We start from the raw sequence: 20,623 nt of genomic DNA on the forward strand, positions 1-20,623 counted from the left end.
GTAATGCATTTGTTAAAATGGCTGTACCCGGGCATGAAATTCAAACGCTGGCTGGCGCTGTTTTCTGCCGGGGTCATGCTGGTAAGCATGGGGCTTGCCCTGGTTTTTAACTATAAATATCTGGATATGATAGAAGAGGCCATCTTTCGGGCCGTGTATATGTGGAAGGGCACTTATGATTATGCCATAACCACAATTATCGGCATATTGGTGGTCGCTTTGGGGGTAGTGCTGATGCTGGCCGCGACGCGGTACACTATCCGCTCGGTCATCATGGTGCTCCTGCCAGACCAGTCAGAGCGTCTGGTGGATATTATCTACGAGAAGCGCCGGCTGGGCAAAGGCCCCAATGTCACGGTTGTGGGCGGCGGCCATGGCCTGTCAGTGCTGCTGCGTGGTATTAAGGCCGCCACCAGTAATGTCACGGCCGTTGTGACGGTGGCTGATGATGGCGGCTCTTCCGGGCGGCTGCGTGAGGAATTTGGCATTATTCCGCCGGGCGATTTGCGCAACTGTCTGGTAGCGCTGGCCGACACAGAACCCCTGATGGAAAAACTTTTCCAGTACAGGTTCAAGGGAAAGACAGAACTGGCCGGTCATAGCTTTGGCAATCTCTTTATTGCGGCCATGAATGAAGTCACCGGTGATATGGAGCAGGCCCTGCGTGAATCCTCCAAGGTCTTGGCGGTCAAGGGTCAGGTCCTGCCGGCCTCCAAGGACCATGTGCGGCTGGACGCTGTCATGGAGGACGGCACTGTAGTACAGGGGGAATCCCATATTCCCGAGGTGCACAAACAGATTCACCGGGTGCGGCTCTTCCCCGAGGAAGTGCAGCCGGTACAGTCGGCTTTGGACGCTTTGGCCAATGCCGACGCCATCATTTTGGGCCCAGGCAGCCTGTATACCAGTATCATGCCCAATCTGCTGGTGGATAAGGTGGCTGAGACAATCAGAAAGAGTAAGGCCATCAAGATTTACATCTGCAATGTCATGACGCAGCCCGGTGAAACGGACGGCTATACGGCCTCCATGCATGCCAAGGCCATAATTGACCACGGCGGCAAGGGGATTATTGACTACATGCTGGTCAATGACGCGCCGATTTCGGCGGACATGCAGGACTTCTATGCTGCCAAGGGCGCGTACCCGGTGGAGGTCGACGAAGAGGCCATCAACGCTTTGGGCGTCGGTTTTGTCAAGGCTGATATCATCAATGAAAATGAAGTCATTCGTCATGACCCCGACAAACTTAGCCGGGCGGTGATGAATATGGTTTATCATCTGCAGCCCAGCGCTTTAAAGAAGTATGAATTCAAATGAATGTAAGGGAGGGATATCATGCCGTCCTTTGCTACTGAAGTAAAAAATGAACTGGCCAGATGTTATTATGAAGATGAATGCTGCCGGGACGCAGAACTGGCGGCCCTCCTGCGCATGGGGGCCACCTTGTCCCTGGGGGCCGGCCATACCTTTGGCCTGAACTTTACCTCGAAAAATGCGGCTGTAGCCAGAAAGGTGCTGCAGCTGCTAAAAAGCGCCAAGGAAGGTATACGTACGGAAATCACCGTGCGGCGTTCCCGGCAGCTTAATAAAAACAACAGTTATACCGTACGGGTGATTCCCTCCCCGCGAGTCAATGAACTCTTTGAGCGCCTGGGTTTTTTGCATGAGGACAGCCTCAATATGGAAAATGACCGGGGCATACTCAAAAAACAGTGCTGCCGGATAGCTTACCTGCGCGGTGCGTTTCAGGGGGGCGGCAGTGTCAACCGGCCTGAGGCCAGCTACCACTTGGAACTGGTAACAGTCAGCTTTGAGCTGGGGCGCCTGCTCCATGACCTGCTAAAGCGTATGGGCTTTCCGGCAGGATTTGTGGACAGGAAGGACGCCTATATCGTCTACCTGAAGGAAGGCGATGCGGTGGTGGATTTCCTGGGCATGCTCGAGGCCGAGAAAGCTGTGGAAAGTTTTGAAGTGGCCCGTAATGTCAAAGAAGTACGGGAACAGGTCAACCGTCTGGTAAATTGCGAAACGGCTAATCTGCAAAAGGCGGTGGACGCCGCCGGGAGGCAGCTGGCTGATATCCGCACGCTGGAGGCGCAGGGCAGGCTGGCAGGCCTGCCACCCAAGGTCAAGGCGGCAGCCCAGGCCCGCCTTGACAATCCGGACGCGTCCCTGGCGGAACTGGCGGAAATACTGGGAATCAGCAAGTCGGGGCTTAATCACCGTATGCGCAAGCTCCGCGAACTGGCTGGTTCAAACTAATGGAAGTAGGGATTATAGATTGCACTATGTAAAATATGTATTGGGGGCACTGTGTTTTGCCCTGATGGTCTTTTTGTCCTGGCTGGCGCTGACACCGGCACCGCAGGGCGTGCTCGTACTGGAATATCATCATATCAGTGATGAAACGGACAGCGAGGGCCAGCCGTATTCAGTGCCGCCGGCTGAGTTTGCCGCGCAGCTTGACTATCTGCAGCAGCAGGGATATACGACAATTTCCATGCAGGATTTCATGCGGGCGAAGAAGGGCAAGCAGGAACTGCCGGCCAAGCCCGTGATTCTGACCTTTGATGATGGTTATGAGGACAATTATACGGTTCTGTTGCCCATGCTTGAGGAACGCGGTATGAAGGGGACTGTGTATATGGTCACCAACAGTATCGGCCGCAAGGGATATCTGAGCTGGAATCAGCTGCGTGATATGCAGAACCGGGGCATTGAACTGGGCAGCCACACGGCTAACCATCAGCCGCTTACTACCCTGGATAGGGAAAAGCAGGCGGAGGAAATGAAGCTGTCCAAGCTGCTGATGGAATGGAACGGCCTCAAGACCATCTTTACCTTTTCCTATCCCAACGGCGCTTATGATGAGGGCATGCCCCAGATGTTGGCGGAAAATGAATACCTGACGGCAGTGACCGGCGACGGCGGCCTCAATACTTTTAAAACCAACCCCTATCTGCTGCAGCGCACGAATATTCCCTATCCGCGTTTCGGCCTGACGGAATTCAAGCTGCGCCTCTTTAAGTCGGAGGCTATGACCAAACTGGGGATAAGACAGCATATTGTCAACGAGTAATATAGTAAACAAGAGTAACACATATAAAGGATGAATTGGTTTCCATGAAAATTAAACGTAAACTTGCTGCTGCGGTACTGGCTGGTCTCATTTGCCTGCCGGCTGCAGCTGGGGCGCAGACTGCCAATGGCAGCAGCGTTGTCACCTCTGCCCAGGCAAAAACAGGGCAGGCCGGTCAGGAGGGATACAAAACGGATTTAATGCGGCGAATAAGGAATATCATACAGGGCCAGGAGAAAACGGCTGATGACGCGGACGAGCTGGCGAAAATACAAGCTGCCGGGCTGAATCAGAGTTTATCCCGTTGGGCGATGGATAGCCGCGACGAGGGCGGTACCCTGATTTTTTCCGACAGTCCCGAATACGTGTCGGAAAACGGTATTCTCTATCGTGATTCGGTCAAAGGCGACGCCCGGGTGCTCTTTTATCATCTGAATAACACCAATGAACCCAAGAAAATCGCTGTAGTGCTGAAAAATGAGTACAATGGCACCAACAAGGTTCTGGTAACCCGTGGGGGCAGCGGTCAGCCCAGCAGTGCGTATCTGGAGGTGGGCAAGGCCACCCAGCTGGAGTATTTCAGTCAGGAACGTCATGACCAGATACTGCTGCCGCCGGCGATGTCCCGGCTGCTGCAGGAGGATATGAATGAAACCATTTTACAGCCCGGCCAGCTGACCTACGGCGTGTTTGATTTTCATGCCGAACACAGTGTGCTGGTGACGGTGCTGATGCTGGACGCCTACGGCGACCCGGTGACGGCGGCGGAAAGCCTGCCGGTGCTGCCGAAGGACGAGATGCGCTTGCGCGGTACGTTTAAGGGAATGAACCGGGTGCTCACAGCCCGTAAATCCTACGACCCGGCCAAAGACGGCGGCGTTTATTTCATGCTGGCTGATGATAAGCAGGATAAATACCGCTACGGTGTGGACGCTACCGATGGCAGTCAGGTGGTCAATTATGGCAACTATGGTATAAATTACCGGCTGGAACTGCCGGTGATTGCCGGTCAGGTGAAGTATTATCTGAGCCCCTTGGGCGGTGTTTATGCCGGTGCTATCCGCAGCTATCAGAATAAAAAAGCCTTCACGCTGTACCCCACACCCAACGGCCGGACTTATTTCGGTGACAATACGGCCCCGGAGTCCTATGAGGAACAGGTAAAACGTGAGTCTGGCAGCTGGCATATCGCCCGCAACACCGAGCTGGCCAATTTGGGCGAAACCAGCCAGCGCGGCGAAATGGTGTTTGAATTTTCACCGCCGGGGGCCTCTAATCTGCCGGTGGCTATCGTAATGGTGCCCGATAATAAATAAAAAGCGATTTACAGGAGGAATTTATAAATGACAGCCAAGAAACCTTTTTATATCACAACCCCGATTTACTATCCCAGTGCCAAACTGCATATCGGCCATGCTTACTGCACGACCATTGCTGACGCTATTGCCCGTTTCCATCGTCTGGCCGGTGATGAAGTATTCTTTTTGACCGGTTCTGACGAACACGGCCAGAAGATTCAGCAGAAAGCCGAAGAGGCCGGCATTAAACCTATCGAATACACGGACAAAATCGTGGCCGGTTTCCAGAATCTCTGGAAGAAACTCGATATCAGCAATGATGATTTTATCCGCACCACGGAAAAACGTCATGAAAAAGTAGTGCAGGAAATTTTCCGCCGCATTTACGAGAAGGGCGACATTTACAAAGGTTCCTATAAGGGCCTCTACTGCACGCCTTGTGAAAGCTACTGGACGGAACATCAGCTCGATGAAAACGGCTGCTGCCCGGACTGCGGCCGTCCTGTACAGGAAGTGGCCGAAGAGGCTTACTTCTTCAAGATGAGCAACTATCAGGATAAGATTCTCTCCTATATCGAAGAACATCCTGATTTCATTCAGCCGGTTTCCCGCCGCAATGAAATGATTAACTTCATCAAGCAGGGCCTCGAAGATTTGTGCATTTCCCGTACTTCCTTCGACTGGGGTATTCCTGTACCCATTGATGAAAAGCATGTCATTTACGTATGGTTTGACGCCCTGACCAACTACCTGACGCCGATTGGCTTTTTGGACGACCAGGAAAAATTCCAGAAGTTCTGGCCGGCTAATCTGCACCTCGTGGGTAAGGAAATCGTCCGTTTCCACACTATTATCTGGCCCTGCATTCTCATGGCGCTTGACCTGCCGCTGCCGAAAAAGGTTTACGGCCATGGCTGGCTGATTGTGGACGGCGACAAGATGAGCAAGTCCAAGGGCAATGTGGTTGACCCCATCGGCCTTATTGATGAATTTGGTGCCGACGCTATCCGCTATTTCCTGCTCCGTGAAATCAATCTCGGTCAGGACGGCAACTTCTCCCGTGACGCCCTCATTCAGCGTATTAACAGCGACCTGGCCAACGACCTGGGCAACCTGCTGCACCGTACCCTCAACATGGTGGGCAAGTTCCAGGACGGTGTGCTGCTCGCACCGCAGGGCGAAAGCGAAATCGACAAGAGCCTCAAGGCCGATGCTGCGGAAACAGTTGCTTTCTTTGCAGAAAACATGGATAAAATGGAACTGTCCCTGTCCATTAAGAAGGTTTGGGCCTTCATCAGCCGCGCCAATAAATACATTGATGAAACGGCTCCCTGGGCTTTGGCCAAGGACGAAACGAAGAAACAGGAACTGGCCAATGTCATGTACAATCTGGCCGAATCCCTGCGTCATATAAGCGTGCTTATCAGCCCGTTCATGCCGGTCACGGCAGAACGCATTTGGCAGCAGCTGAACCTGCCGGGCAAGTTTGCCGATGTGCAGCTTGACGATATCAAGGCTTGGGGCGGCATTGCCGGCGGTCACAAGGTTGGCACGCCGGAACAGCTCTTCCCCCGTATCGAAGTGGAAAAGGATGAGGCTCCGGCCAAGGAAAAGCCGGCTAAGCAGCCAAAGGAAAATAAGGAAAAGAAAGCCAAAGAACAGCCGGCAGAAAATGGCGAAATCTCCATTGATGATTTTGCCAAGGTGCAGCTGCGCGTGGTGAAGGTATTGGCGGCTGAACCGGTACCCAAAACGGAAAAACTTCTGAAACTCAAGGTGGATTTAGGCGATGAACAGCGTGAAATCGTATCAGGCATTGCCAAGCATTATGACCCGGCTGACCTTATCGGCAAAAATGTGGTCATGGTCATCAATCTGAAACCGGCCAAGATTCGCGGCATTGTGTCCCATGGTATGGTGCTGGCTGCGTCCCAGGGCGACGACCTGAAGGTGTTGTCCGTGGATATGCCTGTAGGCTCGGTGGTGCGCTAAAATGGCTGACTACGAGCTGATAGATACCCACACCCATCTCAATGATGGCAAGTTTGCCGGTAAGGAAAATGAGGTTATCGAGCGGGCCAGACAGGCTGGTGTCACCAGGATTATCAATATGGGTGACACCCTGGCCTCATCGCAGAAGGCCGTGGAGCTCGCAGCAGCGCATGCGGGCGTGTATGCCGGCGTAGGTATACACCCCGAAGAAATCTACGAGCTGGGCGCTGCTGATGACGACCAGCTGGCGGCCTGGACAGAGCAGCCCCGGGTAGTGGCTATCGGTGAAATCGGTCTGGACTACTACTGGGAAAAAGACGCAGACAAGCGCGCCCTGCAACGGCGCATGTTTATCCATCAGCTGGATTTAGCCCGGCAGCTGCATTTGCCTGTCTGCATACATGACCGTGAGGCGCATGGTGATACCATGGCTATCCTGAAAAAGGAAGGGCGCGGCCTGCGCGGTGTCATGCACTGCTTTTCCGGCAGCTGGGAAATGGCGCAGGAGCTTTATAAAATGGACTGGTATATCGGCGTTGACGGACCGCTGACTTATAAGAACGCGGCCAAACTGCCGGAGATAGTGGAAAAATTTCCTTTAGAGCGCATTTTAGTGGAAACTGATGCCCCATATTTGGCACCGGTACCCATGCGCGGCAAACAAAATGAACCGGCTTTTGTCCGTTATGTGGCGGAGAAAGTCGCCGAAATCAAGGGGATTTCTGTAGAAACGGTGGCTAAACAGACCTCATGCAACGGGGTAGAATTATACGGCCTCTAATCACAGAAAATGACGCTTTTTAGGCGGAAGTGGTGAACACTGTGCAAAAAACAGGGTTCACCGCTTTTTTATTCCCATTTTTCAGCTTGTTTTCAGCATGATGTGGGAGAATATATACGTTGAATTTGACAAGGGGTTAAAGCTCATGGTATACTACCACAAGTTCTTCACCAAGATTTAAAGGGGGCTTTTAATGAGTTTAACGAAGCTATTTATTTTCAACCATAAAGAACGTAAAGTCATGCTGTGCGTGATGCTCACAGCGATGATGCTTATATCAACGGGTTTTACCACAACCTCGTTACCGGAAGACTGGCATCAGGTATCCATCATCGTAGATGGAAAAACGATTAAGACGAATACTAATCATACAAACCCCGCTTTTGTTTTGGGTTTGGCTGGCGTGAAACTTAGAGCCAACGACGAGTACCATCTGGAAAAAGATGGCAAGAACACGAAAATCACGGTATATCGTGCGGTTCCGATTACCGTATCGTACAACGGACAGCAGAAAGCTGTTATGACAAGCAAGCAGACCGTAGGTGACGCCCTTATCGAGTTGGGCTATAATCTGGAGGACGTGGAAACGCCTCTGGGACTGGATGCGAAAATTCAGGAAAACCTAGATATAGTAGTAACTGACAGTGCAAAAAAACTCGCGGCACTGCAGCGTATGCGTGAAGAGCAAATGAGACCCAAGGTTGAGACGGAGCAGGGTGTGTTAAACTACAGCGCCGTTTATACCATGGAAGCAACGGCTTACCTGCCCACTGATGGCAGTGCTACAGGCACTACTGCCACGGGAATTCCTGCCCAGCGTGGCGTGGTTGCCGTTGACCCCAATGTCATTCCCTTAGGCTCCAAGGTATATATCCCGGGCTATGGGGTGGCTATTGCAGCTGACACCGGCGGAGCAATCCGCGGTCAGAAAGTAGACCTGTGTATGGAAACTTACGGCGAATGCATGAACTTCGGCCGTCGGGACATCGAGGTTTACGTGCTGTCATAAGACAACAAAAAAGCACGTGCTGAGCAGATTATCTGCCAGGCACGTGCTTTTTTAGTTCATTATGGTAATTCGGGTTCAACGCCATGTTTGCGGCATTCATTAAAGAAGAAAATTGCGTTGGTGTCTTTGGGATTTTCTGACCAGAATTTGATGAGCTTGCTGGCCATGGCGTATTTTTCCTGCATAAAGGGCATGAGGTTTTCAGCGGTTACGGGGCCGCCGACGGTCATAAATACGTCAATATTATGTCCGAGGGTGTCTAACATTTCCTCGCTGCACTCGTCCTTAGCCAGTGACTCAGCAAAGCGAATACCCTGTTCTAAGTCTTCGGCGTAGCCGCGCTGGAGGAGCCAGACGGCAATCTGCTTTTCCATGGGAGTCCCTCCTTTTGTTAGCTGTGTTTTAATTCTATTCGCTAAAGCGGCGGGGAATTCCTGCTGCCGGCCGGTATATTTTTACAAGAAAGGCCCGGGTAATCATGATGATTATCCGGGCCTCTTAGGCGAGAGCTTATTCAGCTGCTGCAACTACTTCTTTGCCATCATAGTAGCCACATTCAGGGCATACATGATGGGGCATCTTCGGTTCGTGGCACTGCGGGCAGGCTACAAAACCGGGAGCCTCCAGTTTCCAATTAGCACGACGCTGGTCACGGCGGGCCTTGGACATTTTTCTCTTTGGTACTGCCATTGTTGGTTCACCTCCGGAACAATCCGACTTACTGTTTAGTGAAATCCATACACGTTGGGTTGATGCTGAATGGATTCATTACACAATCTTATATGTGCATTGACACATGTTAATATAATAGCGTTTTTTCGCCGTTAATGCAAGTTTTTTTTATTTTGCCGATAAAAGAAGTTTGAGGGCGAGCTGTTTTTCCGGGGACAGCTCTGCAATCAGCTTAAGGAGCTGGGGGTCAATAGCGGAGGGACTGGGGGGAGCTGCTGGCTGGGCAGGTGCCTGGGCAGCCAGATTGTTCAGGTCTTCAATGCGGATATGCAGGGCACCGCATATTTTTTGCACGTTGTCCATGGCAGCACCGCCGATGGAGCCGTTCAGAATGGACAGCAATGTAGTATACGGCATATTGATAAGCCGGGCAAAATTCTTCATTGTATAGCCCTGGGATTTTATCAGGGCTCTGATATAATCTTCTCTATTCATGAGGACGGTCTCCTTGTTTCATATTTATTATAACGCCGTTGTTCCAGTTTTGCCATAGGCAAAACTGGAACAACGGCGTTTCCCTAAAGGACTAGCTTCGCTTCGCAACGAGGAGGGAAATATGCTCGCCGCCTGTTTTGGTATTCGTGCCCCCACCTGCTGAGGTGGGGGACATTTTCTTGCCTCGTTATAGTATTATACAGGGAGGGAGAAAAAAAGGAAAGTACGTGGTATAACAGTGAAGAATATATTATAATAATAAAGGATAGAGACTACAATAAAGTTAAATCATAGTTCGTATTGACTAACAGGGAACTATGTTGTAAGATACTCATGAAAAACGAAATATCGTTAAATTTTAATCGTAACATAATTGGTGATTATAGATAAGTGTATTGTTCCGGAGAGGATGGAGTGTAATGGAAAAAGCGACGGTCGTCATTATTGGCGGCGGAGCCACAGGCGTAGGTATTCTGCGCGACCTTTCCATGCGCGGTGTCGACACGCTGCTCGTAGAAAAAGGCGACCTGGTAAATGGTGCCAGCTCCCGGTATCATGGGCTGCTGCATAGTGGCGGCCGGTATGCGGTAAAGGACGGGGAGGCTGCCAGGGAGTGTATTATCGAAAATCAGATTCTGCGCAAAATTGGCAAGTCCTGCGTGGAGACGACCGGCGGCATGTTTGTGCGCCTTGATATTGATGACCCGGCTTATGAAGAGGCCTGGGTAAAAGGCTGTGCGGCGAGTGGAATCGAGGCTGTGCCGATTACCCGGGAAGAGGCTTTCCGGCTTGAACCGCTGCTTACGCGGAAGGTGCAGTCGGCTTATCTGGTGCCGGACGCGGCGATAGATGGTTTCCGTATGTCCTGGCAGAATGTCGAGTCTGCCAAGCGCTATGGCGGCCGGTGCCTGACATATTGGGAAGTTCTCAGTATCGAACAGGCCAACGGGGCGGTTAATGGTGTAAAAATACGAAATACCGTAACGGGTGCTGAGGAAAATATCGAATGTGAAATCGTGATTAACGCTGCCGGCGGCTGGGCTGGCAAGGTCGCAGCTCTGGCCGGACTGCAGGTAGGCGTACAGCCGGATAAGGGGACGCTGCTCGCGTTTAACCAGCGCATTACGAATCATGTTGTAAACCGCCTGCACAAATCCTCGGATGGTGATATCTTCGTACCGCATGGTTCCATTACGATATTAGGTACCTCGTCGATGAGTATTCCTGACCCCGAAGATACCAGCACTTCCCGGGCGGAAGTGGAAAATCTGCTCGCCATTGGGGAAAAGACCTTTGAGCATTTGCGTGATTACCGCCTGCTCCGGGCGTTTGCCGGCTCACGGCCGCTGTATATACCACCCGGGGGCGAGTCCGGTCGTGGGGCGTCGCGCGGCTTTGCCATTGTGGACCATGAAGAGGAAGGCCTTAAGGGCATGTTCACGATTGTGGGCGGTAAGTTTACCACCTACAGGCTTATGGCGGAAAAGATGGCGGACCAGGTTTGTGCCAAGCTCGGCAATACAGAAAAATGCCGTACCGCCGAGGAACCGCTGGTACCGGAAGTCAGCGAAGAAACTAAAAAAGCAGCCCGCCAATACTTCCCGGCCTATGGTACAAATCTGGCAGCTGCCCGCCTGGGCCCGGAGCGCTTTGCCCGGGTGGTAAAGCGTCTGCAAGACGAGCCGGAAAAGCGTGAGCTGGTTTGTGAATGTGAAAATGTAACTCTGGCTGAATTTGAGGAAATTGCGCAGGAAGATACCTGCTACTATATAAATGATATTCGTCGGCGTACGCGTGTGGGGATGGGCACCTGTCAGGGGAATTTCTGTGCCCTGCGCAGCGCGGGCCTGTTTGCCAAGTACGGCAAACACGAGGGCGCAGCTGAGACGCTGACGCGCATGAAGGAATTTTTACAGGGGCGCTGGAAGGGCGTTCGCCCTGTACTGCTGGGGCGTACCCTGCGGGAAACGGAAATGACGCGCGCCCTGTATGAACTGTCCTTTCATGTGAATGGAGGCAAAAAGGAATGAAACATGCGGATACAATCGTGATTGGCAGCGGCCTGGCCGGCCTGATGGCCGCTTTGGTCAGCGCCAATCAGCGCCAGCAGGTAATGCTGCTCACCGCCGGGGCCGGTTCGCTTACCCTGAACAGCGGTGTCATTGACATATTGGGTTATGACGAAAATCACAATTATGTAGAGTGCCCCCGGGAGGCTATGGCCAGCCTGCCGCAGGAACACCCCTATCAGAAAATCGGCGTGGCCAATGTGGAAAAAGCCGTGGAGTTTTTCCTGGATTTTACCCGTGATTACGGTTTTCCGTACCATGGTTCGCTGGACCATCAGTTGCTGGTGCCCACGGCTGTGGGCACGTTGAAACCCACCTGCCTGGCACCACGCTGTCTGGACGGTACCAGCCTGCATGGCGAGGAACAGATTGTCATTGTCGGGATAAAAGGGCTGAAAGATTTTTATGGCAATATCCTGCAGGAGAACCTGCGCCGCTCGCTGGACGGCAGGACGGAGTTCCCGGTAGTAGAGGTGGAAACGCCCCTGCAGGGCGGACGTGATATAACGACACTTGACGTAGCACGCTGGCTTGATACAGAGGACGGCAGAAACTCGCTTGTCCGGCAGTTAAAGCCCTATGTTAAGTCAGACAGCACGGTATTTATCGTGCCGCAGATTCTGGGCACCAGAGGGCAGGAATGTGCCGCTGCCCTCCACGAACTGCTGGGGGCAGAATTGCTGGAAACCACCTGCCTGCCGCCGTCGGTCAACGGCCTGCGCCTGCAGAAAATGTTGAAACAGGCATTGAAGGACCTGAATGTGGAAATTGTGGAGAATACCAAAGTCCTCCGGGCGGTCAGCGATGGCCAAAGGGTAAAAGGTGTTGTGGCCAAGGCGTCCATTCGGGAAAAGACATATTATGCGGATAAATTCATTCTGGCTACCGGTGGCCTGTACAGCGGCGGCATTACGGTAAGGGAATTTGACAAGCCGCAGGAAACTGTTTTTGACCTGCCGGTATATAGCGAGGCCGAGGAAGAAAACTGGAGCAATGAGGAACTGTTTGGCGACAAGGCGCAAGGCTTTGCCAAGACCGGTGTGCGGACGGACAGCTCCCTGCGCCCGGTAGATGCGGATAACCGGCTCGTTTACGAAAATGTGTATGTGGCAGGCAGAAATCTGGGCGGTTATGATTTTTGCTTTGAACATTCCGGCAACGGTGTGGCACTGGCCTCGGCCTATAAAGCCGCAATGTTGTGAGGAAGGGAGATAGGCGATGAGCGAAGTTACAAAGAAAATCGAGGAAATGGAGGCGGCGCTGTTCACTGCTGACCATTGCCTGTCCTGTACGTCCTGTATGTCGAGCTGCCCCGTGATGGAGGCGGAGAAAAAATATCTGGGCCCGAAAATGGTCGGCCCTGCCCATAGACGTATGCAGTTTTCACAGGACGATATAGAAGAATGTCTGGATTTTTGTTCGAACTGCAAGAGCTGTGAGCGTGCCTGCCCGTCCGGGGTAGCCGTATCCACGCTGAATATGCTCCAACGGGCCAAGTACTACGAAACTCATGCGCATTCGCATTGCGATGATATGCTGGCGCATGGGGAGCGTATGGCCAAACGGGTGCGTATGCTGCCCGGCGGGCCGGCAATTGCCAATCTGGGTATGCGTATCGGCAAGGCCATGGGCGTATTTGGGGCACTGGGTATGGCCGGTGAACGCAGCATACCGCCGTATGCTCCCAAGAGTTTTTTGCAGCTGTTTAAAGATATCCGACAGCCCCGGAGCGAAAAAAAGGTTGTGTTCTTTCCGGGCTGTTTTATCAATGACAATGACCCGCAGGTGGGCGTAGCTTTTGTCAAGGTGATGAATGCCAACGGCTATGAGGTGCTGGTGGACGAAGAATTCAACTGCTGTGGTTCGCCGCTGGTGTTTATGGGTTATCTGGCAGAGGCGCATGAACATGCAGACAACAATGTGGCGCATATTATGAAATGGCAGGCACAGGGTATTCCGGTGGTGGCCTGCTGTGCCAGCTGCTCCCTGATGCTGAAACAGGAGTATCACGAGCTGTTTGACGACAGTAAAATGCAGGCTGCCGGCCGCAATGTTTATGATGCCTTTGAATTTTTAGAGATTCTGGCGGAAAAGGACGAACTCAATACAGATTTCCAGCCGGTGGAGGAAAAACTGCTCTATCACGTTCCCTGCCATCTGAAAAGTCAGGGCCTGGGCGTACCGGCAGCCAGAATTCTGGCACATGTACCCGGGATTGCCGTGGAACAGGCGGACGCCGGCTGCTGCGGCATGAGCGGCAATTATGGCTTTAAGGGCGACAAGTACGCAATTTCCATGAAGATTGGGGAAAAGCTGTTTAACCGTATTAAGGACGCGGATAGTGACGAGGTTATCTGTGACTGCGGCACCTGCCGGCTGCAGATTCAGCATGGCACGCAGGCGAAAACCTGCCATCCCGTGCAGATATTAGCCAAGGCGTATGGCCTGTAAGAGAGAGAGGTTCATAATGGCAAAAAACTATGTACTGGCTTTAGACGCAGGAACGACTAGCAACCGGGCGATTGTTTTTGACAAACATTCCAGCATTGTCGGTGTTTCACAGAAGGAATTTACGCAGTATTTCCCCAAGCCGGGCTGGGTGGAGCATGACGCAGATGAAATCTGGAGCAGTATGCTCATGGTCATGAAGGAGGCACTGGAGCAGTGCGGCCTGGTGGCCAGTGATATCGCGGCTATTGGTATCACCAACCAGCGCGAAACGGCGGTGGTCTGGGACAAAAACACGGGGCGTCCGGTGTACAATGCCATCGTCTGGCAGTCGCGCCAGACGGCGTCTATTGCTGAGGACATGAAGAAACAGGGGCTGGTTGATGAGGTTAAAGACAAGACCGGCCTGATGATTGACGCCTATTTTTCGGCAACGAAAATCAAATGGATTCTCGATAATGTCGAAGGGGCCCGGGAAAAAGCGGCCCAGGGCGACCTGCTGTTTGGTACCGTGGATACCTGGCTGATATGGAAACTCACGGGCGGCAAGGCGCATGTGACGGACTATTCCAATGCCAGCCGTACCATGCTCTACAATATCAATGAACTTAAATGGGACGACGCGCTGCTCGGGTATCTTGATATTCCGAAGTCTATGCTGCCGGAAGTTAAACCGTCCTCCTGTATCTATGGGGAGACAGTTCCGTCCATACTGGGGGCGTCGATTCCTGTGGCCGGGGCTGCCGGCGACCAGCAGGCGGCACTCTTTGGGCAGAACTGCTTTGCGCCGGGCATGGCCAAGAATACCTATGGTACAGGCTGTTTTATGCTAATGAACACGGGGACGGAAATTCACAAATCTAAGAACGGCCTTGTGACGACTATCGCCTGGGGGCTTGATGGCCAGGTGGAATACGCGCTGGAAGGTTCAATCTTTGTGGCCGGTTCTGCGATTCAGTGGCTGCGTGACGGTGTCCGGATGGTTGATTCGGCGCCGGACTGCGAGTGGCTGGCCAAGAAAGTCGAGGACAACGGCGGCGTTTATGTAGTGCCGGCGTTTGTCGGGCTGGGAGCACCGTACTGGGATATGAACGCCCGGGGCGCTATCCTCGGTATTACCCGGGGGACGACCAAGGCGCATATCGTGCGGGCAACGCTGGAGTCCCTGGCTTATCAGACGCGTGATGTGCTCGAGGCAATGGAGGCAGATTCCGGCGAGAAACTCTCGGCGCTTAAAGTCGATGGCGGTGCGGTGTCCAATAACCTGCTCATGCAGTTTCAGGCGGATATTTTAGACGTGCCCGTTGACCGGCCGCAGATTACGGAAACCACAGCCCTGGGCGCGGCCTATCTGGCCGGCCTGGCTGTGGGCGTCTGGACGAGTAAGGAAGAACTCCGGAACAGCTGGAAACTTGATTACCGTTTTGAGCCGCACATGGCAAAGACGGAGGCCGACCGCCTCTACAAAGGCTGGCGTAAGGCTGTTAAACATTCCATGCACTGGCTGGACGACGAGGAATAACTGCCTGCCGCCGGCTGTATAAGCATTGGGCAGAAAGAAGGAATATAATGGTAACAGGTTCGGAAAACTTGCTGGGCGAGTTTATGGGCACGCTTGTCCTGATTGTTTTTGGCTGTGGTGTTTGCGCCAATATGTCACTGACTAAATCCAAGGGACAGGGCGGCGGCTGGATTTGTATAGCCGCCGGCTGGGGCTTTGCCGTTACCCTGGGCGTGTTTACGGCAACAACGCTGGGGGCGCCGCAGGGCGATTTAAATCCGGCTGTAACTCTGGCGAAAATGCTGGCCGGCATATATAGTTTTTCCCAGTTTATAACTACAGCGCTGGTGCAGCTGCTGGGGGCTATGGCCGGCGCGGCTGTCGTATGGCTGGCTTATCTGCCACACTGGCAGGCAACGAAAGACCCGGCCGTAAAACTCGGCGTGTTTGCTACAGCTCCGGCTATCCGCAATACCTGGGCCAATTTCCTCTGTGAGGCTATCGCCACGTTTTTCCTGATGTTCATCATCTGGATGATATTTTCCCAGCCTGTCGGCAATCTCGTTCCGGGCTATGGGCCGTACATTGTCGGTGTCCTTATCTGGGCCCTGGGACTATCCCTGGGCGGCCCTACCGGCTACGCTATAAACCCGGCCCGCGACCTGGGGCCGCGCCTGGCGCATGCCATTCTGCCGATTGCCGGCAAGGGCAGCTCTGACTGGGGCTATGCATTAATTCCGGTTGCTGCGCCGCTCTGCGGTGCGCTGGCAGCCTATCTTGTGGCTGCGTGCTGCGGCGTGCTTTAAGATCGCCGCGTTTTATAACGCCGTTGTTCCAGTTTTGCCATAGGCAAAACTTCCTCTTGGCGTTTCCCTAAAGGACTAGCTTCGCTTCGCAACGAGGCGGGAGATATGCTCGCCGCCTGTTTTGGTATTCGTGCCCCCACCTGCTGAGGTGGGAGACATTTTCTTGCCTCGTTATACGAAAAATTTCACATTTAGAAGTTATGAGCATATCAATTTTTGGTATGCTTTTTCTTCTGGTTGTGCTAAAATGTACAATAGTATGTAAGAAAGGCGGTATTGCTGATGAAAATTACTATTGGCAGCGACCATGGTGCTGTACAGCTCAAGGAAGAAGTGAAGATGGTACTCAAGGAATACGGGGACATCGAAGTAACTGATGTCGGCACCTTTGGGACTGAATCGGTTGATTATCCTGACATTGCGGAAAAGGTTTGCGGTGATGTAGTGGCAGGCAAGGCTGACAGAGGCATCGTACTCTGTGGCACTGGCATTGGCATTTCCATTGCCAGCAACAAGATTAAGGGTATCCGCTGTGCGCTGTGCAATGATGTGTATTCGGCCAAGATGTGCCGTCAGCACAACAATGCCAACGTACTGGCTATGGGCGGCCGGGTTACGGGCTTTGGCCCTGCCGGGGAAATCGTCCGGGCATTCGTGGAAACGAATTTTGAAGGCGGCCGTCATGAGCGCCGGGTAAATAAAATCATGGCACTGGAAAAATAAAAATAGCAAGGCAAAGTTAGGTAGTGAGTAAGTAGGTTTATTTTCTGAATTGAGTCCTGTGAGGCTCGAAGGAGGCATCTGCATGAATCTTATGGAAGTACTGAAACAGTCTGACCCCGAAGTAGCAAAAGAGCTGGATAACGAGCTGAATCGCCAGCGCGGCAAACTGGAACTTATCGCCTCGGAAAACATTGTCAGCCCGGCGGTTTTGGCTGCACAGGGGAGTGTGCTGACCAACAAGTACGCCGAAGGTTATCCTGGCAAACGCTATTATGGCGGCTGCGAGTTTGTAGATGTCGTGGAACAGCTGGCCATTGACCGGGCCAAGAAATTGTTTGGCGCAGAATACGCCAACGTCCAGCCTCATTCCGGCGCACAGGCCAATATGGCGGTGTTCTTTGCCCTGCTCTCGCCTGGTGACACGGTGATGGGCATGAACCTCAACGATGGCGGCCACTTGACGCATGGTTCCCCGGTCAATATGTCCGGCAAGTATTTTAACATCGTGCCTTACGGTGTGGATAAGGAAACGGAAACCATTGACTATGACGCTCTGGCTAAGCAGGCGCAGGAATGCAAACCGAAACTCATTGTGGCCGGGGCCTCGGCTTATGCCCGTACGTTGGATTTCCCGCGGCTGGCGGAAATTGCGCATGGCGTCGGGGCATACCTGATGGTGGATATTGCCCATATTGCCGGGCTGGTAGCCGCCGGTGAGCACCCGAGCCCCATTCCTTATGCGGATGTGGTGACCACTACTACACATAAGACCTTGCGCGGCCCGCGCGGCGGCCTGATTCTGTGCCGTGATGCCGAATTTGGCAAGCAGTTCAACAAGGCGGTATTCCCGGGGATTCAGGGCGGCCCCCTGATGCACGTTATTGCGGCCAAGGCCGTGGCTTTGGGTGAGGCTTTGCAGCCGGAATTCAAGGAATACGCCCGTCAGGTGGTAAAAAATGCGGCAGTTCTCGCGAAAACTTTGCAGGAGGAGGGGTTCCGCATTGTGTCCGGCGGTACGGACAATCACCTGATGCTGGTGGATTTGACCAATAAGGGTATCACCGGCAAAATTGCCCAGACGGTGCTGGATGAGGTAAATATTACCGCCAACCGCAACACGATTCCCTTTGAGCCGCTGTCACCTTTCGTGACCAGCGGTCTGCGCCTGGGTACGCCGGCCCTCACTACGCGCGGCTTTAAAGAGGCTGACTTGCAGGAAGTCGGCAAAATCATCGCGCTTGTTCTCAGCGATGTGGAAAATGAGGAAAAGAAAGCAGAGGCACGCCAGCGTGTAGCTGCTTTGTGCAAAAAGTATCCGCTTTATGCAGAGATGTAAAGGAGAAAGAAAATGTCTGATAAGCTTAATGTAAATTTGATTGACCATCCCTTAATTCAGCATAAACTCACGATGATGCGCCAGAAGGACACGGGCACGAAGGATTTCCGTGAGCTGTTGGAAGAAATTGCCATGCTCATGACCTATGAAATCACGCGTGATTTCCCGTTGAAGGAGATTGAAATTGAAACGCCTGTAGCTAAGTGCAAGGCTAATGTGCTGTCCGGCAAAAAAGTGGGCGTAATTCCCATTCTGCGTGCCGGCCTGGGCATGCTGAACGGCGTAGTCAACATGATTCCGGCTGCCCGTGTAGGTCATGTGGGCATGTACCGTGACCCCAAGACGCTGAAACCGGTGGAATACTACTGCAAGCTGCCAGGTGACGTGGCCGAACGTACGCTGATTGTGGTTGACCCCATGCTGGCAACCGGCGGCAGTGCAGCAGCAGCTCTCTCCCTGCTGAAAGAAAAGGGCGCGACCAGCCTGACGCTCATGTGTCTGGTGGCTGCACCGGAGGGGATTAAGGCCATTAACGAGGCTCATCCGGATGTGCCTGTTTATGTGGCCGCTATTGATGAAAAGCTCAACGAAAAGGGCTATATTGTGCCGGGCCTCGGTGACGCAGGCGATAGAATTTTCGGCACACTGTAATAAAAAGGTGGAAAGTAATTTTGAGTAATTTAGAAGTAGGTATTGTGGGCCTGCCCAACGTGGGCAAGAGCACCCTCTTTAATGCCATCACTAAGGCCGGAGCAGAGGCGGCCAATTTCCCGTTCTGCACCATTGAACCTAATGTGGGCGTGGTAGCTGTTCCTGATGAACGCTTGAATGTCCTGCATGAGATGTATGATTCCAAGAAAACCACGCCGGCGTCTGTCCGTTTTGTGGACATTGCCGGCCTGGTTAAGGGCGCTGCCAATGGCGAAGGCCTGGGCAACAAGTTCCTGGAACACATTCGTCAGGTGGACGCAGTGGCACATGTGGTGCGCTGCTTTGAAGATGCCAATATCACCCATGTGGAAGGCGGCGTTGACCCTCTCCGTGATATCGACATCATTCAGACGGAATTGTGCCTGGCTGACCTCGAAGTGGTGGAAAAGCGCATTATGCGCCTGGCCAAAATCGCCAAATCCGGCAATAAGGAGGCCAAGGTAGAGGATGAAATCCTCCGCAGAATTAAAGAGAGCCTCGATAATGGCAAGCCGGCCCGGCAGGTGGAACTTTCCGCTGATGACCTGGAAATGATTAAGGACATCAACCTGCTGACCTTAAAGCCTACCCTCTATGTGGCTAATGTAGCTGAAGATGAGGTGGCTACGGCTTTTGAGGAAAATGCCTATGTGCAGAAGGTTAAGGAATTTGCCAAGGCCGAAAATGCTGAGGTAGTGGCTATTTCTGCCCGTGTGGAGGCGGAAATTGCTGAACTTGACCCGGAAGAGGCCAAGGCGTTCCTGGAGGACCTGGGCGAAACGGAAAGCGGTCTGGACCGTTTGATAAAAGCCGCTTTTGACCTGTTGGGACTGCAGACTTTCCTGACCGCCGGCCCTGACGAATGCCGTGCCTGGACTATCACCAAGGGCACCACGGCTCCGAAGGCCGCTGGCAAGATTCACACGGACTTTGAGCGTGGCTTTATCCGCGCGGAAATCGTCAATTATGACGACCTCGTGGCTAACGGCAGTGTGGCCGCTGCCCGGGAAAAAGGCCAGGTGCGTGTGGAAGGCAAGGATTACGTCATGCAGGACGGTGACGTGGTTAATTTCCGCTTTAATGTATAAGCAAATACAAAATGGGTTGTTGAAGGAATTTTAACAACTAAAAAAGACCGTTGAACCAACGGTCTTTTTATATAAGCTGCAGTTTGTAAATGAGTTCTTAAAAGTATTCCGTTCATACGTGCATGGGGTTCACGGGGGAGTAATTTTTCTGCCTCCGCTAAACGACACACCTCGGAAAATATCATTGTCCAGTTACCTGCGCCGGGCAGGCCAACGGCGCTCCTTTCAGCGTAGTTGTTTAGCTGCGCCACACAGTGTGCCGGCCTTCGCTGCGCTCAGGCTGTCGCTCCCCGCATAAAAATCACTCCCCCGTTCGCCCCCGGCAGCAATCTATAAAATTGCCACGAATTCGTTGCTCCCGTTACAAGAACATCGATGTACTTGCGGCTTATCGCCGAGAAAGAACCAATTTGCACATACGTGGCTTAGGGCGGAGGTGGTGATGCTTTTCGCAGTGGAACGACTGTCCGAACGCAGTGAGGACTGGCCCACAAACAACAGTCCCTGGATACTGAGATGAACAATCGCGCCGACTGCTTGCCGGCGCATGCAGCTAAAAAGTTCATATTTTTGCTGGTGGGTCATTCAGTGCAACAGCGAAAAGTATTACCACCTCCACCCCACTGCGCTGTA

19 protein-coding genes are annotated in these 20,623 nt (G+C 52.8%); 16 read left to right on the forward strand and 3 right to left on the reverse strand.

Features of this window, described 5'->3' with window-relative positions:
- Positions 1-3: 3 nt before the first annotated feature.
- From yvcK to DL94_RS0109660, 7 genes are all read left to right on the forward strand, one after another.
- Positions 4-1,320, forward strand: a complete 1,317-nt coding sequence (gene yvcK / locus DL94_RS0109630; RefSeq protein ID WP_028129967.1) for a gluconeogenesis factor YvcK family protein — start codon at positions 4-6, stop codon at positions 1,318-1,320.
- A gap of 18 nt (positions 1,321-1,338) precedes the next feature.
- A complete protein-coding gene (gene whiA / locus DL94_RS0109635) occupies positions 1,339-2,265 on the forward strand; it encodes a DNA-binding protein WhiA (RefSeq protein WP_028129968.1) in 927 nt (308 codons plus the stop codon).
- Between the two features lie 19 nt (positions 2,266-2,284).
- Complete coding sequence (locus DL94_RS0109640) at positions 2,285-3,082, forward strand: polysaccharide deacetylase family protein (protein WP_037371702.1); 798 nt, start codon at positions 2,285-2,287, stop codon at positions 3,080-3,082.
- Between the two features lie 44 nt (positions 3,083-3,126).
- Positions 3,127-4,398, forward strand: a complete 1,272-nt coding sequence (locus DL94_RS0109645) for a hypothetical protein (RefSeq protein WP_037371704.1) — start codon at positions 3,127-3,129, stop codon at positions 4,396-4,398.
- Positions 4,399-4,425: 27 nt separating this feature from the next.
- Complete coding sequence (gene metG, locus DL94_RS0109650) at positions 4,426-6,372, forward strand: methionine--tRNA ligase (protein ID WP_028129971.1); 1,947 nt, start codon at positions 4,426-4,428, stop codon at positions 6,370-6,372.
- A 1-nt stretch (position 6,373) separates the two neighbouring features.
- A complete protein-coding gene (locus DL94_RS0109655) occupies positions 6,374-7,153 on the forward strand; it encodes a TatD family hydrolase (protein ID WP_028129972.1) in 780 nt (259 codons plus the stop codon).
- A 193-nt stretch (positions 7,154-7,346) separates the two neighbouring features.
- A complete protein-coding gene (locus DL94_RS0109660; RefSeq protein WP_028129973.1) occupies positions 7,347-8,162 on the forward strand; it encodes a G5 and 3D domain-containing protein in 816 nt (271 codons plus the stop codon).
- A gap of 59 nt (positions 8,163-8,221) precedes the next feature.
- On the opposite strand, the gene DL94_RS0109665 is transcribed toward DL94_RS0109660, so the two are convergent.
- From DL94_RS0109665 to DL94_RS0109675, 3 genes are all read right to left on the reverse strand, one after another.
- Positions 8,222-8,536 (reverse strand): hypothetical protein, encoded by a 315-nt coding sequence (locus DL94_RS0109665; protein WP_028129974.1) that lies wholly within the window; start codon positions 8,534-8,536, stop codon positions 8,222-8,224.
- Between the two features lie 136 nt (positions 8,537-8,672).
- Positions 8,673-8,852 (reverse strand): 50S ribosomal protein L32, encoded by a 180-nt coding sequence (gene rpmF, locus DL94_RS0109670; RefSeq protein ID WP_014423332.1) that lies wholly within the window; start codon positions 8,850-8,852, stop codon positions 8,673-8,675.
- A 150-nt stretch (positions 8,853-9,002) separates the two neighbouring features.
- Positions 9,003-9,329: a helix-turn-helix domain-containing protein gene (locus DL94_RS0109675; protein ID WP_028129975.1), complete on the reverse strand. Its 327-nt coding sequence runs from the start codon at positions 9,327-9,329 to the stop codon at positions 9,003-9,005.
- 419 nt (positions 9,330-9,748) lie between these two features.
- Between DL94_RS0109675 and glpA the strand changes: the two genes are divergently transcribed.
- The 9 genes from glpA (at position 9,749) to ychF (ending at position 19,990) form a co-directional block, all read left to right on the forward strand.
- The gene (gene glpA, locus DL94_RS0109680; RefSeq protein ID WP_028129976.1) at positions 9,749-11,359 is read left to right on the forward strand and encodes an anaerobic glycerol-3-phosphate dehydrogenase subunit GlpA; all 1,611 of its coding nucleotides are present in this window, start codon (positions 9,749-9,751) and stop codon (positions 11,357-11,359) included.
- Positions 11,356-12,600: an anaerobic glycerol-3-phosphate dehydrogenase subunit GlpB gene (gene glpB / locus DL94_RS0109685; RefSeq protein WP_028129977.1), complete on the forward strand. Its 1,245-nt coding sequence runs from the start codon at positions 11,356-11,358 to the stop codon at positions 12,598-12,600. Before glpA ends, glpB begins: the two co-directional genes overlap by 4 nt.
- A gap of 16 nt (positions 12,601-12,616) precedes the next feature.
- Positions 12,617-13,849 carry an anaerobic glycerol-3-phosphate dehydrogenase subunit C gene (locus tag DL94_RS0109690; RefSeq protein ID WP_156031781.1) on the forward strand — a complete coding sequence of 411 codons (1,233 nt, stop codon included), beginning with the start codon at positions 12,617-12,619 and terminating at the stop codon, positions 13,847-13,849.
- Between the two features lie 16 nt (positions 13,850-13,865).
- A complete protein-coding gene (glpK, locus tag DL94_RS0109695; protein ID WP_028129979.1) occupies positions 13,866-15,368 on the forward strand; it encodes a glycerol kinase GlpK in 1,503 nt (500 codons plus the stop codon).
- 47 nt (positions 15,369-15,415) lie between these two features.
- Positions 15,416-16,153 (forward strand): MIP/aquaporin family protein, encoded by a 738-nt coding sequence (locus DL94_RS0109700; protein ID WP_028129980.1) that lies wholly within the window; start codon positions 15,416-15,418, stop codon positions 16,151-16,153.
- Positions 16,154-16,435: 282 nt separating this feature from the next.
- The gene (rpiB, locus tag DL94_RS0109705; protein WP_028129981.1) at positions 16,436-16,876 is read left to right on the forward strand and encodes a ribose 5-phosphate isomerase B; all 441 of its coding nucleotides are present in this window, start codon (positions 16,436-16,438) and stop codon (positions 16,874-16,876) included.
- 82 nt (positions 16,877-16,958) lie between these two features.
- Entirely contained in the window at positions 16,959-18,212 is a 1,254-nt protein-coding gene (gene glyA / locus DL94_RS0109710; RefSeq protein WP_028129982.1) for a serine hydroxymethyltransferase, read from the forward strand.
- 12 nt (positions 18,213-18,224) lie between these two features.
- Positions 18,225-18,863, forward strand: a complete 639-nt coding sequence (gene upp, locus DL94_RS0109715; protein ID WP_028129983.1) for a uracil phosphoribosyltransferase — start codon at positions 18,225-18,227, stop codon at positions 18,861-18,863.
- Between the two features lie 20 nt (positions 18,864-18,883).
- Positions 18,884-19,990 carry a redox-regulated ATPase YchF gene (gene ychF / locus DL94_RS0109720; protein ID WP_028129984.1) on the forward strand — a complete coding sequence of 369 codons (1,107 nt, stop codon included), beginning with the start codon at positions 18,884-18,886 and terminating at the stop codon, positions 19,988-19,990.
- Positions 19,991-20,623: the final 633 nt, after the last annotated feature.

Origin of the sequence: Selenomonas sp. AE3005 (assembly GCF_000686945.1) — a bacterium.
In the GTDB taxonomy this organism is placed as follows: domain Bacteria; phylum Bacillota; class Negativicutes; order Selenomonadales; family Selenomonadaceae; genus Selenomonas_A.